The 14,393-nt window shown below is 72.1% G+C and carries 13 protein-coding genes; 7 read left to right on the top strand and 6 right to left on the bottom strand.

The annotated features are described in order from the left end of the window. Positions 1 to 72: 72 nt before the first annotated feature. Both xseA and H7H31_RS33840 read right to left on the bottom strand, forming a co-directional pair. Positions 73 to 1,296 (bottom strand): exodeoxyribonuclease VII large subunit, encoded by a 1,224-nt coding sequence (gene xseA, locus H7H31_RS11310; RefSeq protein WP_187063158.1) that lies wholly within the window; start codon positions 1,294 to 1,296, stop codon positions 73 to 75. Positions 1,297 to 1,368: 72 nt separating this feature from the next. Continuing rightward, positions 1,369 to 2,946, bottom strand: coding sequence for an APC family permease (locus tag H7H31_RS33840; RefSeq protein ID WP_232109794.1), 1,578 nt, complete (start codon positions 2,944 to 2,946; stop codon positions 1,369 to 1,371). A gap of 87 nt (positions 2,947 to 3,033) precedes the next feature. Between H7H31_RS33840 and H7H31_RS11295 the strand changes: the two genes are divergently transcribed. Further along, entirely contained in the window at positions 3,034 to 4,086 is a 1,053-nt protein-coding gene (locus tag H7H31_RS11295) for a 4-hydroxy-3-methylbut-2-enyl diphosphate reductase (RefSeq protein WP_176163817.1), read from the top strand. A 369-nt stretch (positions 4,087 to 4,455) separates the two neighbouring features. Then, positions 4,456 to 5,277, top strand: coding sequence for a polyphosphate--glucose phosphotransferase (gene ppgK, locus H7H31_RS11290; protein WP_187063157.1), 822 nt, complete (start codon positions 4,456 to 4,458; stop codon positions 5,275 to 5,277). A 96-nt stretch (positions 5,278 to 5,373) separates the two neighbouring features. On the opposite strand, the gene H7H31_RS11285 is transcribed toward ppgK, so the two are convergent. Continuing rightward, positions 5,374 to 6,126 carry a DUF6542 domain-containing protein gene (locus H7H31_RS11285; RefSeq protein ID WP_187063156.1) on the bottom strand — a complete coding sequence of 251 codons (753 nt, stop codon included), beginning with the start codon at positions 6,124 to 6,126 and terminating at the stop codon, positions 5,374 to 5,376. Between the two features lie 416 nt (positions 6,127 to 6,542). Here H7H31_RS11285 and ychF point away from each other — a divergent pair, with 416 nt between their 5' ends. The 3 genes from ychF (at position 6,543) to H7H31_RS11270 (ending at position 8,583) form a co-directional block, all read left to right on the top strand. Further along, positions 6,543 to 7,631 carry a redox-regulated ATPase YchF gene (gene ychF, locus H7H31_RS11280; RefSeq protein WP_187060601.1) on the top strand — a complete coding sequence of 363 codons (1,089 nt, stop codon included), beginning with the start codon at positions 6,543 to 6,545 and terminating at the stop codon, positions 7,629 to 7,631. 272 nt (positions 7,632 to 7,903) lie between these two features. After that, positions 7,904 to 8,188, top strand: coding sequence for a hypothetical protein (locus H7H31_RS11275; protein WP_006138089.1), 285 nt, complete (start codon positions 7,904 to 7,906; stop codon positions 8,186 to 8,188). Further along, positions 8,170 to 8,583, top strand: a complete 414-nt coding sequence (locus tag H7H31_RS11270) for a DNA-binding protein (protein ID WP_187060600.1) — start codon at positions 8,170 to 8,172, stop codon at positions 8,581 to 8,583. Before H7H31_RS11275 ends, H7H31_RS11270 begins: the two co-directional genes overlap by 19 nt. Before the next feature lie 555 nt (positions 8,584 to 9,138). Here the strand turns inward: H7H31_RS11270 and H7H31_RS11265 are convergent. Further along, positions 9,139 to 9,720: a Uma2 family endonuclease gene (locus tag H7H31_RS11265; RefSeq protein WP_187060599.1), complete on the bottom strand. Its 582-nt coding sequence runs from the start codon at positions 9,718 to 9,720 to the stop codon at positions 9,139 to 9,141. A gap of 76 nt (positions 9,721 to 9,796) precedes the next feature. Between H7H31_RS11265 and H7H31_RS11260 the strand changes: the two genes are divergently transcribed. Continuing rightward, positions 9,797 to 10,393 carry a TetR/AcrR family transcriptional regulator gene (locus H7H31_RS11260; RefSeq protein ID WP_187060598.1) on the top strand — a complete coding sequence of 199 codons (597 nt, stop codon included), beginning with the start codon at positions 9,797 to 9,799 and terminating at the stop codon, positions 10,391 to 10,393. Positions 10,394 to 10,583: 190 nt separating this feature from the next. Further along, on the top strand, positions 10,584 to 11,840 hold the full coding sequence (locus tag H7H31_RS11255) for an MFS transporter (RefSeq protein ID WP_187060597.1): 1,257 nt from the start codon (positions 10,584 to 10,586) through the stop codon (positions 11,838 to 11,840). 22 nt (positions 11,841 to 11,862) lie between these two features. Here the strand turns inward: H7H31_RS11255 and H7H31_RS11250 are convergent, their stop codons facing one another. Both H7H31_RS11250 and H7H31_RS11245 read right to left on the bottom strand, forming a co-directional pair. Next, positions 11,863 to 12,750 carry a nucleotidyltransferase domain-containing protein gene (locus tag H7H31_RS11250; RefSeq protein WP_187060596.1) on the bottom strand — a complete coding sequence of 296 codons (888 nt, stop codon included), beginning with the start codon at positions 12,748 to 12,750 and terminating at the stop codon, positions 11,863 to 11,865. A gap of 322 nt (positions 12,751 to 13,072) precedes the next feature. Further along, a complete protein-coding gene (locus tag H7H31_RS11245) occupies positions 13,073 to 14,065 on the bottom strand; it encodes an NAD(P)-dependent oxidoreductase (protein WP_187059892.1) in 993 nt (330 codons plus the stop codon). Positions 14,066 to 14,393: the final 328 nt, after the last annotated feature.

Here is a 14,393-nt window from a genome sequence, read left to right as displayed (position 1 = left end):
GGTGGCGAAGGGGTCCGACGACCTCGACGCCACCGCCGGCCCCGGCCCGTCGGGCCCGCGTACGCCCCTTCGCTACGCCTCCTCAGCCGGCCGCTCGGCCGTCACCGTGAACGCGCCGTCGGCGACCCGGGCGCGCAGTCGCTCGCCGTCGGCGACCTCGGCGGCATCCCGTACCACCGCGCCGTCCTCGTGCTGGAGCACCGCGTACCCCCGGCGCAGGGTCGCCGCGGGGGACAGGGCCACCACGCGCGCGCGGGTGTGGGCGAGTTCCGAGTCGGCGCGGTCGAGGAGGTGCCGCAGCGTGCCGCGGCTGCGGTGCAGCAGGGCCGCGACCTGCTCCTCGCGGTCGTCCACCATGCGCTCCGGCTGCCGCAGGCACGGCCGGGCCAGGGCCGCGGCCAGGCCGCGCTCCTCGCGGTCGAGCTGGCCGCCGACCGCGCGCAGCGCGCGCTCGCGCAGGTGCCGCACCCGGGTCAGCTCCTCGCCGACGTCCGGCACCACCTTCTTCGCCGCGTCCGTGGGCGTGGAGGCCCGCAGGTCGGCGACGAGGTCGAGCAGCGGCGAGTCCGGCTCGTGGCCGATGGCCGAAACCACCGGCGTACGGCAGGCGGCCACGGCCCGGATCAACTGTTCGTCGGAGAACGGCAGCAGGTCCTCCACGCTGCCGCCGCCGCGCGCCACCACGATCACGTCGACCTCGGCATGGGCGTCGAGCTCCTTGACCGCCTCGATGACCCGCGGCACCGCGTGCACCCCCTGCACCGGCACCGTGCGCACCTCGAACCGCACCGCCGGCCAGCGCAGCCGCGCGTTCTCCAGCACGTCCCGCTCGGCCGCCGAGGCCCGTCCGCAGACCAGGCCGACGAGCTGCGGCAGGAACGGCACCGGGCGCTTGCGGTCGGCCGCGAAGAGGCCCTCGGCGGCCAGCGACTTCTTCAGCCGCTCCAGCCTGGCCAGCAGCTCGCCCACGCCCACCGGGCGGATCTCCGCCGCCCGCAGCGAGAGCTGGCCGCGCGGCGCGTACCACTCCGGCTTGGCGTGCACCACGACCCGCGCGCCCTCCGATACCGAGTCCGCCACCTGCTCGAAGACGGACCGGAAGCACGTGACGGTCAGGGAGATGTCGTACGAGGGGTCGCGCAGCGTCAGGAACACCACGCCCGCGCCCGGCCGCCGGGAGAGCTGGGTGATCTGCCCCTCCACCCACACCGCCCCCAACCGGTCGATCCAGCCCCCGATGAGCCGGGACACCTCGCCGACCGGGATGGGCGTCTCCGCAGACGTTTGCCTAGCCATGCGCACGAGCGTAGCCGCGGCCACCGACAGCGCCCGGTGCCCGGCAGTGGGCGCGTACGCTCCCGGCCGCCGTCAGCGTGCGCCGGCGCCCGGATTGCCGGGGCCGCTCGACGGGCCTGCCGTACCGCTCGTACCACCCTTACTACCCGCACCACCCGTACCGCCCGCCGCACGCCCGCGCCACTGCGCCGCCAGGACCACGAAGCCCACGCCCAGCCAGATCGCGCCGATGAGCTGCGCCGTGCTCGACGCCTCCACGATCACCGCGATGACGATGCCCATGCCGACCAGCGGCACCAGCACGTGCCGCAACACGCTCGGCACCTCGGCCCGCTTGCGTACCCAGAACCAGCCGATCACCGACGCGTGCAGCAGCGCGAACGCGGTCAGGGCGCCGACGTCGACCACCGAGACCAGCCGGTCGAGCCCGTCGTCGCGCCGCGCCGCCCACACCGCCGCGACCAGCGTGACCACGGCGGCGCTGAGCAGCGCCCGGCGAGGCACCCCGCTGTGCGCGTTCACCTTGGCCACCACGCCGGGCAGCCGCCGGTCGCGGGCCATCGCGAACAGCAGCCGCCCGGCCGCGGCCTGCCCGGCCAGCGCCGCGAACGCCGCGCCGATCGCCTTGCTCACCGCCACCAGGTCGTGCAGCCAGGTGCCCACGGAGGAGTCGACCGCGGAGTAGAAGGCACCGCCCTGCGCGGCGGGGTCGGCGGCCAGCTCCGAGGACGAGGTGGGGGAGAGCAGCGCGGCCAGGTAGGTCTGCACGATGAACAGGAAGCCCGCCACGGCCAGGCAGGTCAGCACCGCGCGCGAGACCCGCGCCGGGCCCGCGGCGCTGCGCCACCCGCTCCCCTTGCCCGCCGGCGCACCCCCTGCGACCGCCGGTACGCCGGCCCCGCCCGCCTTGCTCCCCTTGCCACCCTTACGGGTCGTATCGCCTCTACCGTCCTTACCGCCCTTACCGTCGCCGTCGTCCAGCGTCTCCTCCGCGAACGAGGCGATGGCGTCGAAGCCCAGGTACGACAGGACGGCCACCGACACCGCGCCGAACACGGCCGAGATCGTGAACCCGCTCTGCCCGGTCAGCGGCGAGAGCCAGTCGCGCTGCGCGCCGTGCGCGGCCAGCTCCACCAGCGCGGCGGCCACGAACACCAGCAACACCGCGATCTCCATCGCGAGCACCAGGAACCCGACCAGCGCCGCCGCCCGCACGCCCCACAGGTTGAGCCCGGTGGTCACCACGACGGCGATCGCGGTCCACACCCACCGGTCCACCGACGGCACCAGCTCCTCCATCGCGATGCCGGAGAAGAGGTACGCGACCGCGGGGATGAGCAGGTAGTCGAGCATCGCCATCCACCCGGCGATGAAGCCGGGGCCCTCGCCCAGCCCGACCCGGGCGTAGGTGAAGACGGAGCCGGCGCGCGGGGCGACGCGGACCATCTGGGCGTACGAGTACGCGGTGAAGGCCATCGCCACCGTCGCCACCAGGTACACCAGCGCCACCGCGCCGTGCGACTTGGCGTCCAGGGTGCCGAAGACACCGACGGGAGCCATCGGCGCGATGAACAACAGGCCGTAGACGACCAGATCGCGGAAGGTGAGCGTGCGTCGCAGTGTGGCCTGTGTGGTCTTCGGGCCGGCCATGATGCCTCCAAAGGTCGCGCGCCTCGGCTCAGTCTGATCCACCCGAGCGCCCTTTCCGCGCTGCGGCACGGCCGTACCATGGTCAGCATGACCGCAACGCCCAGCCCGACGCCCGCCACGGCCCCCAGCGGAGATGCTTCGCGCGCCACCGGCCGGGTCCTGCTCGCAGCCCCGCGGGGGTACTGCGCGGGTGTGGACCGTGCCGTGATCGCTGTCGAGAAAGCCCTGGAGCAGTACGGCGCACCCATCTACGTGCGCAAGGAAATCGTCCACAACAAGTACGTCGTACGGACCCTGGAGAAGAAGGGCGCGATCTTCGTCGAGGAGACGGAGGAGGTGCCCGAGGGCTCCATCGTGATCTTCTCGGCGCACGGCGTCGCGCCGGTCGTCCACGAGGAGGCGGCCGAGCGCCGCCTCGCCACCATCGACGCGACCTGCCCGCTGGTGACCAAGGTCCACAAGGAAGCCGTCCGGTTCGCCAAGGACGACTACGACATTCTCCTGATCGGCCACGAGGGCCACGAGGAGGTCATCGGCACCAGTGGCGAGGCGCCCGATCACGTCACGCTGGTCGACGGCCCCGACGACGTCGCGAACGTCGAGGTCAGGGACGAGTCCAAGGTCGTGTGGCTCTCCCAGACCACCCTCTCCGTGGACGAGACGATGGAGACGGTGGACGCCCTCAAGGAGAAGTTCCCCCAGCTCATCAGCCCGCCCAGCGACGACATCTGCTACGCGACGCAAAACCGCCAGGTCGCCGTCAAGCAGATAGCCGCTGACTCCGACCTGGTCATCGTCGTCGGCTCGAAGAACTCCTCCAACTCGGTGCGGCTGGTCGAGGTGGCGCTCGGCGCCGGCGCCAAGGCCGGTCACCTGGTCGACTACGCGAGCGAGATCGACGAGGCGTGGCTCGAAGGGGTGCGCACCGTCGGCGTCTCCTCGGGCGCTTCGGTGCCCGACGTACTGGTCGAGGGCGTCCTTGAGTGGCTCGCCGAGCGCGGGTTCGCGGACGTCGAGGTGGTGCAGCCGATGCGGGAGAGCATCACGTTCTCGCTGCCCAAGGAGTTGCGCCGGGACCTGCGCGCCGAGGCGGCGGCAGCGGCCTCCCGGGGCCCCGTCGAGGGCGAAGCCACCGCCTGACCCGATCGGGCGCCCGGGCCCGGGCCCGGGCCGCCAGGCCCCAGCCTCGCGCCCGTCATCGGCCGACACCGCTCGGGCGGGGCCCAGGCCGGGGCGCGGGAAGCCTCCGCGCCCCGGCCGGCCCGTTCGTTACGCCGCCGCGCGCCGGCGCGCTCCCCTGGCGACGGCCCGGTGGACGGGGGCGAGACCGGTTCGCTGCGGTGGGGCCGAGCCCTGCAGGATGGGGCCGAGCCGGTCCGACCCGGTGGGGCCGAGTCCGACGGAGCGAGGCCGGACCGGACCTGCCGTGGCGGCGGCGAGCGCCGACGAAGAGGGCGCGGCCCGTCGAATCGGGGTCAGGGCCGGCCGCCCCGTCGTAGCGTGGTCTTCATGAACGTATTCGGTGTGGACATCGGCGGCTCCGGCATCAAGGGCGCACCGGTCGACCTGGAACGCGGCGACCTGGCGGCCGAACGACACAAGGTGCTCACCCCGCACCCGGCGACCCCGGACGCCGTGCTCGACGGCGTCTGTGAGGTGATCGAGCACTTCGGTTGGTCCGGCCCGGTCGGGGCCACCTATCCCGGCGTGGTGGTCGACGGCGCGGCGCGTACCGCCGCCAACGTGGACAAGGCGTGGATCGGCGTGAACGCCGCGCAGAAGCTCGCCGAGCGGGTGGGCGCGCCCGTCACGCTGGTCAACGACGCGGACGCGGCGGGCATCGCGGAGGTGCGGTTCGGCGCCGGGCGGGGCCGGACCGGGACCGTCATCCTCCTGACCTTCGGCACCGGCATCGGCAGCGCCGTCTTCAGCGGCGGGCAGTTGGTGCCCAACACGGAGCTGGGCCACCTGGAACTGCACGGTCACGAGGCCGAGGAGCGCGCCTCCACCCGGGCCAAGGAGGAGGGGGACCTGAGCTGGCAACACTGGGCCCGCCGGGTGCAGAAGTACCTGGCCCACGTGGAGATGCTGTTCTCGCCCGAGCTGTTCATCATCGGCGGCGGCGTGAGCCGCAAGGCGGACAAGTTCCTGCCGCTCATCGAGGGCATCCAGGCCGAGGTGGTGCCCGCGCAGCTTCGTAACAACGCGGGGATCGTCGGCGGGGCGATGGCCGCGGCGCTCGCCGCCCGACCCGCCGGCTCGGCCTCCCACCCGCACCCGGCCGCGACCACCCTCACCACGCCCGACCCGGGCTCGGCCGCCGGCTTCTGACCTCTGGCCGCCCGGTGCACGGCCGCCCTGGCCTGCGGGGCTGCCCTGGCCCGCCCGGCTGCCCTGCCCCGCGGGGTCGTGGACGCGGCCGGCGTCTCAGCGCCCGCGGGCGGCGGCCCGGCCGGGCCGCGCCTCGGGCCCGCGCCCCGCACGCGGGGTCCGGCGCTGGCCTTCGGCGTACGCGGCGTCCTCGCCCGGCGCCGCGGGCTGGGCCGGCCCCGGCCGGTCGGCCTCGCGCTCGTGCGCGCCGGCGCGTTCGGCGCCGGCCGACTGCGCCCCGGCGTGCTGCCGGGCCCGCCGTTGGCGCCGGCCGACCAGCGCGACGCGACGTACGAGGACGATCAGGCCGGTGATCAGCGTGCCCGTGTACAGCCAGCCGACCTCAAGCGAGAGCGCGGTGACGACGTTCATCGCGTGCTCGCCGAACCCGTCCCCGCCCTCGCCCAGCGGGACGAGCCCGACCGCGAAGGCGATCGGCACGCTGACCGGCCCGGCGATCAGGTCCGCCGGCCGCACCCACACCCCGCTGGCCGCGCAGACCAGCAGGAAGAACAGGCCGTACGCGACCGTCGAACCGGACAGCAGCAGCGCGGCCAGGCACCCCACGGCGAGCATGGCGAGGGTGGCCAGCATGCCGGTGCCGAACCCGGTCAGCTTGGGCTCAGGCAGTCTGCGCACCGCGGCGAGCAGCGGCTCGGGCAGCGGCCCGGCGGCCCGCGCCCGGTAGACGGTGGCGTTCTCACCGGTGTCGGCGCCGGCACCGCCGACACCGACACCGGCCGAACCTCCGGCGGGCGGCCGGGGCGACGGTGCCGTACGGCGGGGCGTACGCGTACTGGGTCGTTCCACCGCACCAACGTAGGTCGCCCCGCCCCGGTGCAGGGGCCATGGACACGCGCTTTGACTCACCTTGATTGTGTGTTCGACCGATAGTCCGCCCGGTGGGGTACTCGATACGGCCGTACGGGCGCATGCCGGGCAGAGCGGGAATCTGGGGCTGTGTGGTGGTGGGCCGGGCCCGCGGTGGGGTGGCCGGGCGGCGCGCGGGCGCCCTCCGCGGCTGACGGCACACGGCGTCGCCGCCCGGGTGGCGGTGAGGCCGGGCGGCTGGGCGGCGGTGGGGTCGGGCGGCTGGGCACTCGTGCTGCCGGGGTGGCCGGGCGGCCGGGTGGCCGGGCGGGGGAGTGTTCGGAGTGGGCCCGTAGACTGGTGGACCGGCCCGTCCGGGCCCGCCCTACCCAATTCTCGCTACGGGAAGTCGCCACGTGTCGCTCACGATCGGAATCGTCGGCCTGCCGAATGTCGGCAAGTCGACCCTGTTCAACGCCCTGACCAAGAACGACGTGCTGGCGGCCAACTACCCGTTCGCCACCATCGAGCCGAACGTCGGCGTCGTGGGCGTGCCCGACCCCCGCCTCGACACCCTCGCCGAGATCTTCTCCTCGCAGCGCAAGCTGCCGGCGACGGTGGACTTCGTCGACATCGCGGGCATCGTCCGCGGCGCGTCGGAGGGCGAGGGCCTGGGCAACAAGTTCCTCGCGAACATCCGCGAGTCGGACGCGATCTGCCAGGTCATCCGGGCCTTCCAGGACGAGAACGTGGTCCACGTGGACGGCAAGGTCTCACCCAAGGACGACATCGAGACGATCAACACCGAGCTGATCCTGGCCGACCTCCAGTCCATCGAGAAGGCGCTGCCCCGGCTCACCAAGGAGTCGCGCCTGCAGAAGGACAAGGTGCACGTGGTTGCCGCCGCCGAGGCCGCGCAGAAGATTCTCGAAGAGGGCCGCACCCTCTTCTCGGCCGGCATCACCCGCAACACGGAGCAGGGCCAGCTCCTGCACGAGCTGCACCTGCTGACCACCAAGCCGTTCCTGTACGTCTTCAACGTGGACGAGGACGAGCTGGTCGACGAGTCCTTCAAGGACGCCCAGCGCGCCCTGGTGGCCCCGGCCGAGGCGATCTTCCTCAACGCGAAGATCGAGTCCGAACTGATCGAGCTGTCCGACGACGAGGCCCTGGAACTCCTCCAGTCCATGGGCCAGGAAGAACCGGGCCTCGCCACCCTCGCCCGCGTCGGCTTCGAGACCCTGGGCCTCCAGACCTACCTGACCGCCGGCCCCAAGGAGGCCCGCGCCTGGACCATCAAGAAGGGCGCGACGGCCCCGGAGGCGGCGGGCGTCATCCACACGGACTTCCAGAAGGGCTTCATCAAGGCCGAGGTCATCTCCTTCGACGACCTGGTCGCCACCGGCTCGGTCGCCGACGCCCGCGCGGCGGGCAAGGCGCGCATGGAGGGCAAGGACTACGTGATGCAGGACGGGGACGTGGTGGAGTTTCGGTTCAATGTGTGACGGGTGAGATAACACCACGTCGCTGATCTGGCAACATGCAGGTCAGATGGGTCCGGCTCTTCGGGGTCGGGCCCTTGGTTTTTCCCGTGCTGGCATGGTGCTGGGATAGCTGCCCCCTCGTCACCTGTCATCACCCCTGATCATCCCTACCGTGCTGGGATCGTGCTGGGATGGGGGCACCCGTGCTGGGATTCGCGCGAGCGGGGCGCTGGCCGAGTGCGAAGGCAGTGCGGACGTGGCACTTTTCCTACTCGTTTGACACAATCGTGGGCATGGCTGAGACGACGTACAGCATCGGGGAAGGCCCGGCGACGCGGGTGAGTCTGTCGCTGCCGGAGGGGACCGCGGAGGCGATCCGGGCCCGGGTGGGCAAGAGGGAGTTCTCCGCGTTCATCGCCGAGGCGGTCGAGCGCGAGCTGCGCGGGCAGGTCCTGGACGAGTACCTGGCGGACTACGAGAGCCGCAAGGGGCCGGTCTCCGAGCCGGCTCGTCAGCGGGCGCGGCAGGTCTTCGACGAGGTGTTCGCCGAGGAGGCCGAGTGGCCCGCCGCAGGTTGAGTCACGAGGGGACTCTGGTCCTCGACAGCGAGGGACTTTCGAAGTTGCTCGCCGACGACGAGCAGGTGGTGGCTCTGATCGCTGAGGCGCGCTCGCGCGGCATGGAGGTCGTGATCAGTGCGCTCACCATCATCGAGGCCTTCCATGCCCGTACGAACAAGTCCCGCCTGAACTGGGTGCTTTCCGGGCTGCGGGTCGTCCCGGTCGGTGACGAGGAGGCGAGGGCTGCCTCGAAGTTGCTGATGAATGCCGGGTTGCACGGACACGAGTACGCGATCGATGCGGCCGTCGCCGAGGCCGCGCTGCGACAGCACCGCCCCGTGGTCATGCTGACTTCCGACATCGACGACATGGCCAAGCTGTGCGGCGAGCGGGTACGGCTCGTGGCGGTGTGAGCTCCCCTGGTCTGCTTTCTGGCTTTCGATGGTTGATCAGTGAGTGGCGGTGGAGCTACCAGTATTCGGCGAACTCGCTGCGTTCCTGTTCTTGAAGGACGAGGAATCCGACACTTTCGCCTTGGGCGGTGATGGAGAAGTGCGGTGGTGCCTTGCGGCGCCGATGGGGCGGGGGCGCGCCTCGTGTGGTTCCGAGCGCTGCCTCGTGGCCTTGGGCTTCGGTGGCGGTGATGAGGGTTTGGATGACGGAGCAGTTTTGCAGAGGTAGATCTTGAACGCCTCGCGGATCTGGCCGCGTGTGTAGCCGACGGTGTTGATGTTGGCCGGTACGACCTCCCGCTCGTACCCGTGCTTGCGGGCGGACAGGTACTTGACCACGCTCGATGCTCCCGTGTTGGAGACGAACAGGTTGCGGGCATCCGCAGGTCAGTGTGCAGCCCTTCGACATCACGCGCGTGGCCGATGCCGACGAGGTTGGCGGTGTAGTACTTGCACTCGATGGCCAGCAGGCACTTGTTACCCCGCGGTGCCATCCGGATCTCCCTCCCGTTCGCCTCAGCTCTTACGGGGCGGGAGCAGCCTCGTCAGGTCAAGGTTGATCTTGAAGGGCACCGGGCGGTCGAGGGTGCCCCGGAAGATGCCGGCGGGGGCGTAGGCCGAGGTGGGGGCGTCCAACTCGTAGACGTGGACGACGGGGGCGCCGGCCTCGTCCTCGACGCACCAGTAGTGCGGGATGCCGGCTTCCGCGTACTTGCGGAGCTTGACCGTGCGGTCGCGGTGGGCGGACTCGGGGGACACCACCTCGATGACGAGCCGCACGTCCTCGGCGGCGTACCAGGTGCGGTCGGGGTCGTAGGGCAGGTCAGTCAGTAGAAGGTCCGGCTCCGGTCGGTTGCGGGCGTCGAGGCGGATTGTCATTTCGCGCTCGACTTCGAAGCCGGTCGGAGCCTGTGCCATGAGCGTGGTGGTCAGGGCCGTGACGAGACGGCCATGCCAGGACCTCTGCGGGGACATCATGAAGACGAGCGCTCCGTCGATGAGCTCTGTATGGCGGGGGGCCTCGGGGAGGCGGTCCAGGTCCTCCGCGAACCAGCCTTCCGCGCGCGGCGGGCGCATCCAGTCGGGCAGTGCGGTCATGGTCCAACCGTAGCGGAGCCGCCCGCCCCCGAACCCGTATTGCATCGATCAGTCCAAAACCTGCTACGGTGATCGCATGGCCCGACCGAGGACATTCGACGAGGAGCGGGCCCTGGACGCGGCTGTCTGGGCGTTCTGGGTGAAGGGGTATGAGGCCACCTCCACCCAGGACCTCTGTAGTGCCACGGGTCTGGGGCGGAGCAGCATCTACAACACCTTCAGCAGCAAGCATGAACTCTTCACGCGGGCGCTGGCGCGGTACATGGACGTCATGACCGCCGGGCAGGTGGCCGTTCTGGAGCAGGCCGAGCGGCCGGTCATGGAGCGGTTGCGGGCGTTGTTCGACGTGGTGATCGACGGCGAGTTCGAGCGGCGGGTCGAGGGGCGCAGCGTCGGGTGCCTCACGGTGAACACCACCGTCGAGATCGCCGGTCGTGATCCGGAGGTCGCGGCGCTGTTGGCGCGGGACCTGGAGCGGCGGCTCGCGTCGTTTCGGGGCGTGATCGAGGCGGGGCAGCGTGCCGGGGAGATCTCGACGGCCCGTGACGCGGACTCGCTGGCCCGCTTCATCAACGCGGTCATCGGCGGGATGCGCGTCTCGGCCCAAGGGGGCGCCGACCGGGCCGTGTTGGAGAGCGTCGCCGATACGGCCTTGGTGGCCCTGTCTTGCTAGTCCGTTAGCCGACCCGTCGGTCGGCTGAACCGCGTCGTCCCGTGGGGGCGGCGCGGCTCGGTGTGGGCAAGTTTTGTACTGATCTATCTAAAACCCGCGTCTGGTGTACACGTCGGTCCCGCCGACCTGCACCCCCACTCGCCCTCTTCCGTCAATTTTCATCAATTTCATCAACACAGGAGTACATGCCGTGCCACGTGCCATTTACGTGCTCGCCCTGGGAATTTTTTCCATGGTCACGAGCGAGTTCGTCGTCGCCGGGTTGATGCCCCAGATGGCCGACGGGCTGGACGTCAGCGTCGCGCAGGTGGGCTATCTGATCACCGCGTTCGCCGTCGCCATGGCCTTCGGCGGGCCCTTCCTGACCATCGCCCTGCTGCGGATGGAGCAGAAGTCGGCGTTGCTGGTGTTGTTCGCGATCTTCCTGGTGGGGAACGTGCTGGCCGCCACGGCGTCCACGTACGCGATCATGATGCTGGCGCGCGTCATCACCGGTACGGCCTCGCAGGCGTTCTTCGGCGTGTCGCTGGCGCTGTGCGCCCGGCTGGCGCCGCCGGGGCAGGGCGGGCGGGCGATGGCCGTGGCGATGAACGGGCTGATGCTCGGCACGCTGCTCGGGCTGCCGCTGTCCACGCTGATCGGTGAGCACTTCGGCTGGCGCGCGGCCTTCTGGGCCATCTCCGGGCTTGCCGTGCTGGCCGCGCTGATCACGATCGTCGGCGTACCGGCCCTGAAGCGGGTGGACGCCGGCGGCGACTTCCGGAGCCAGGCGGTGGCGCTGCGCAATCCGAGGCTGTGGCTGGTGCTGTCCACCTCGATGTTGATCATCGGTGCGACGTTCGCCACGTTCAGCTACCTCAACCCGATCCTGACCGAGGTCACCGGGTTCGGCGAGAGCATGGTGCCGCTGTTGCTGGCGGCGTACGGGGCGGCCACGGTGATCGGCAACGTCATCGTCGGGCGGCTCGCCGACCGGTACACCCTGGCCGTGCTGTTGACCGGGCTCGCGCTCAACATGGCCTTCCTGGCGGGCTTCGCGCTGCTGGCCCACGTCAAGGTGCCGGCCGTGGCGTTCATGATGGGCATCGGCCTGGTGGGCGTCACGATGAACCCGGCGATGATCACCCGCGTGCAGCGGGTGGCCAACCCCGGGGCGCTGATCAACAGCGTGCACTCGTCGTTCATCACGTTCGGGGTCATCGTCGGCTCCGCGGTCGGCGGCGTCGGCATCAACCACTTCGGGCTGCGCGCCCCGGTGTGGCTCGGGGCCGCCATGGCCGCGGTCGGGATCCTCACCCTCGTGCCCGACCTGCGGCGTCGGCGGGCCGAGCGGCGCGCCGACGCGGCTGCCGGGCCGGCCCCGCGCGGCGAGTCCGGCCCGGCCGCCGAGAACGCCCCGGCCGCCGAGAACGCCCCGGTGGTGACCGAGGCGACCCCGGCCGCCTAGCCTGCCGCCGGGTCCTCGCGGCCTAGCCAGTGGGCTCCTCGCCGGCGAGCAACGCGGCGATGACGGCGTGCAGTTCGGGGGCGAAGCCGGTGCCCCAGCGCGCGGCGGCCTCGGCCGTCAGCTCGCGCGACCACTGCCAGCTCTGCCGGGCCGCGACCCGCACCTCGGGGAGGTGGGCCGCGGCCGTGGTCGCGCGGTAGCGGGCGAGGTCGGCGGCGGGGAGGTCGGCCTCCATGGCCCGGCTCGGGGTGAGCCAGTGCGCGGTGGAGTCCCGCAGCAGCCGGCAGAGCTGGAGCTGGAACGGGGCGACCACCGTGTGCAGCAGGGCGTGCGCGCGGCCCGTCTCGCCCCGGGCCAGCACATGGGCCAGCATCAGCGTCCAGTTGGCCAGCTCGTCCGCGAGCTGCTGGGCGGTCTCCACGGGCTCCGGCGGCTGGAACGCGGCGAGCCCACCGGCCGCCTCGGTCAGCCGGCCGTCCCGGTCGAGCAGCACGGCCGCCTCCGGGCGGGGCAGATGCACCATGCCCCGCCACGAGTCGATCTCCGCGATGCCGGGCCCGGCCGCGACGACGTGGAACTCGCCCCGCATCAGGTCGTCGAAGACGACCGCGAGGATGCCGTACAGGTTGGTGTACGCGAGCCGCAGCGGGGCCAGTCGTTCGACGAAGGCGCGGCCGTCGAAGTCGGCGAGGGCGTCGTCCTCGACGTACAGGTACGCCTCGATGTCGGAGTGCGCGTCGGCCTCGCCGACCGTCCACGAGCCGTACAGCAGCACGCCCGTCAACCGGGGTTCGGCGGCGGCGAGTTCGCGCAGCCGGGCCACGCGACGGTCGAGGGCGGGAGAAGCAGAGGGAGCAGAGGGAGCAGAAGAAGGGGAGGGAGGGGAGGAGAGGGAAGGAAGGTCGGACATGGGTGGGTTCTCCTGGGCGGGTGTTTCGGGCGTACGGACGGGGCCCGGCGGCTCGCGGCCGGCCGGGCTGGGAACGCGCACTGCGTCCGTGTGCCTAGGAGAAGACGCCCACGCGGGCAGCGTAGGTCGACGCGCGGGCCGGTGCGACCGCGTTTCCGGCGGCGGCACCGGCTCCGCGAGCGGCTTGGGTGCGGCGCGCCTGGCGACGCGCCGGGCGGCTGCCGCGTCGGACTGCCTACGCGTCGGCTTGCTGCCGCGCCGGCCTGCATACGCGTGACGCGCCAGCCCGCTCACGCACTGGCCCGCTTACGCGCCGGCCCGCTTACGCGCCGGGCTCGGGCGTGGCGGTGGGCTTGCGGAACTGCTCGATCATCGCCGCGTAGCTGGACTCGCCGTGGCCCTGGGCGATGGCCTGGTCGGTCAGGGCCTTGACGAAGCGCGGCAGCGCGGTGTCCACGCCGCCCGCCTCGCTCTCGTGCAGGAGGTGGTGCATCGTCGCGAGGTGGGTCTCGATCTTCGCGTCCTCGGCCGGGTACGCGCCGGCGTCGATCTGCGCGGCGTACGCGGAGACGAAGCCGGTGACCGAGCCGAGCCACTGGTTGGCGAACGGCGCGAACTCCGTCGCCGGCACCCCCGCCGTGCCCAGCAGCGCCGCGCCGTGCAGGAAGCTGTTCAGGGCGCCCCACATCAGGCCGAGCAGCGCGACGTCGTACAGCGACGACAGGCCGTGGTCGGCACCGAGGTGGGTGGTGCCGGCCGGGGCGAGGGCGCGCAGGGCGGGTTCGGCGGCCTCGTACGCGGAGCGCTCGCCGGCGTAGAGGATGAAGGCGTGCGGCGTGCCGACGACCGGCGGGATGGCCATGATCGCGCCGTCCAGGTAGTCGACACCGTGCTCGGCCGCCCACGCGGCGAACTCCCTGGCCTGCGCGGACGAGCCGGAGGTGAGGTTGACCAGGAGCCGGCCGCGCAGGGCGTCGGCGAGCGGTTCGACCAGGGCGCGCACGGCGTCGTACTCCGTGACGCAGACGATCACCACGTCACTCGCGACCGCCGCGTCACGGGCGGTAGCGGCCAGCGTCGCGCCCTGGGTGACGAGGTCCGCCGCCTTGTCGGGCGAGCGGTTCCAGACGGTGGTGGCGTGGCCGGCGCCGACGAGGGCGGCGGCCAGCGCCTGCCCCATCAGGCCGAGGCCGAGGACGCTGACGCTGGTCGGCGGGGCCTGCTGAGCCTCCTGGTCCCTCTGGGTCTGCTGGGTCTCGGGAGCGGTGGTGGTGGCGGTAGTGGCGTTGGCGGTGTTGGGGCGCGAGGTGCTCATGGTGCGTGATGCTCCTGCGGTGATGGGTGGTGAGTGGTGCGGATGCGTAGGGAAGGTGGGCAGGGCGGGGCGCGGCCTTGGCCGGGTGAGTGGGGAGGTGCCGCGCGCCGTGACGTACGCCGTGCGGGGGCGTGGCCCGCCGGCCCGCGGTCCCCGGTTCCGGTCCGGTTTCCGGTTGCCGGTGAGGTGCGCGGCGGGTGCCTTGCTTGGTCTCTACGCTCGCACCGGCCGAGCGCCCCGGACAGCGGCAGAACTGACGCCCTGCGCAAAATTCCTGCCAGCCTTCCGCCAGTCTCCCGCCGGGCTTTCGTGGGGCCTTCGCCGGGCC

The organism is Streptomyces buecherae (genome assembly GCF_014295035.1).
Lineage (GTDB): Bacteria > Actinomycetota > Actinomycetes > Streptomycetales > Streptomycetaceae > Streptomyces > Streptomyces youssoufiensis.
Note: the sequence above shows the minus strand (reverse complement) of the source record. Positions and strands in the feature narration are given on the sequence as shown.

Coding starts and splice junctions, on each gene's coding strand:
- xseA (WP_187063158.1), bottom strand. CDS start 1,296: ATGGCTAGGCAAACGTCTGCGGAGACGCCCATCCCGGTCGGCGAGGTG.
- H7H31_RS33840 (WP_232109794.1), bottom strand. CDS start 2,946: ATGGCCGGCCCGAAGACCACACAGGCCACACTGCGACGCACGCTCACC.
- H7H31_RS11295 (WP_176163817.1), top strand. CDS start 3,034: ATGACCGCAACGCCCAGCCCGACGCCCGCCACGGCCCCCAGCGGAGAT.
- ppgK (WP_187063157.1), top strand. CDS start 4,456: ATGAACGTATTCGGTGTGGACATCGGCGGCTCCGGCATCAAGGGCGCA.
- H7H31_RS11275 (WP_006138089.1), top strand. CDS start 7,904: ATGGCTGAGACGACGTACAGCATCGGGGAAGGCCCGGCGACGCGGGTG.
- H7H31_RS11265 (WP_187060599.1), bottom strand. CDS start 9,720: ATGACCGCACTGCCCGACTGGATGCGCCCGCCGCGCGCGGAAGGCTGG.
- H7H31_RS11260 (WP_187060598.1), top strand. CDS start 9,797: ATGGCCCGACCGAGGACATTCGACGAGGAGCGGGCCCTGGACGCGGCT.
- H7H31_RS11250 (WP_187060596.1), bottom strand. CDS start 12,750: ATGTCCGACCTTCCTTCCCTCTCCTCCCCTCCCTCCCCTTCTTCTGCT.
- H7H31_RS11245 (WP_187059892.1), bottom strand. CDS start 14,065: ATGAGCACCTCGCGCCCCAACACCGCCAACGCCACTACCGCCACCACC.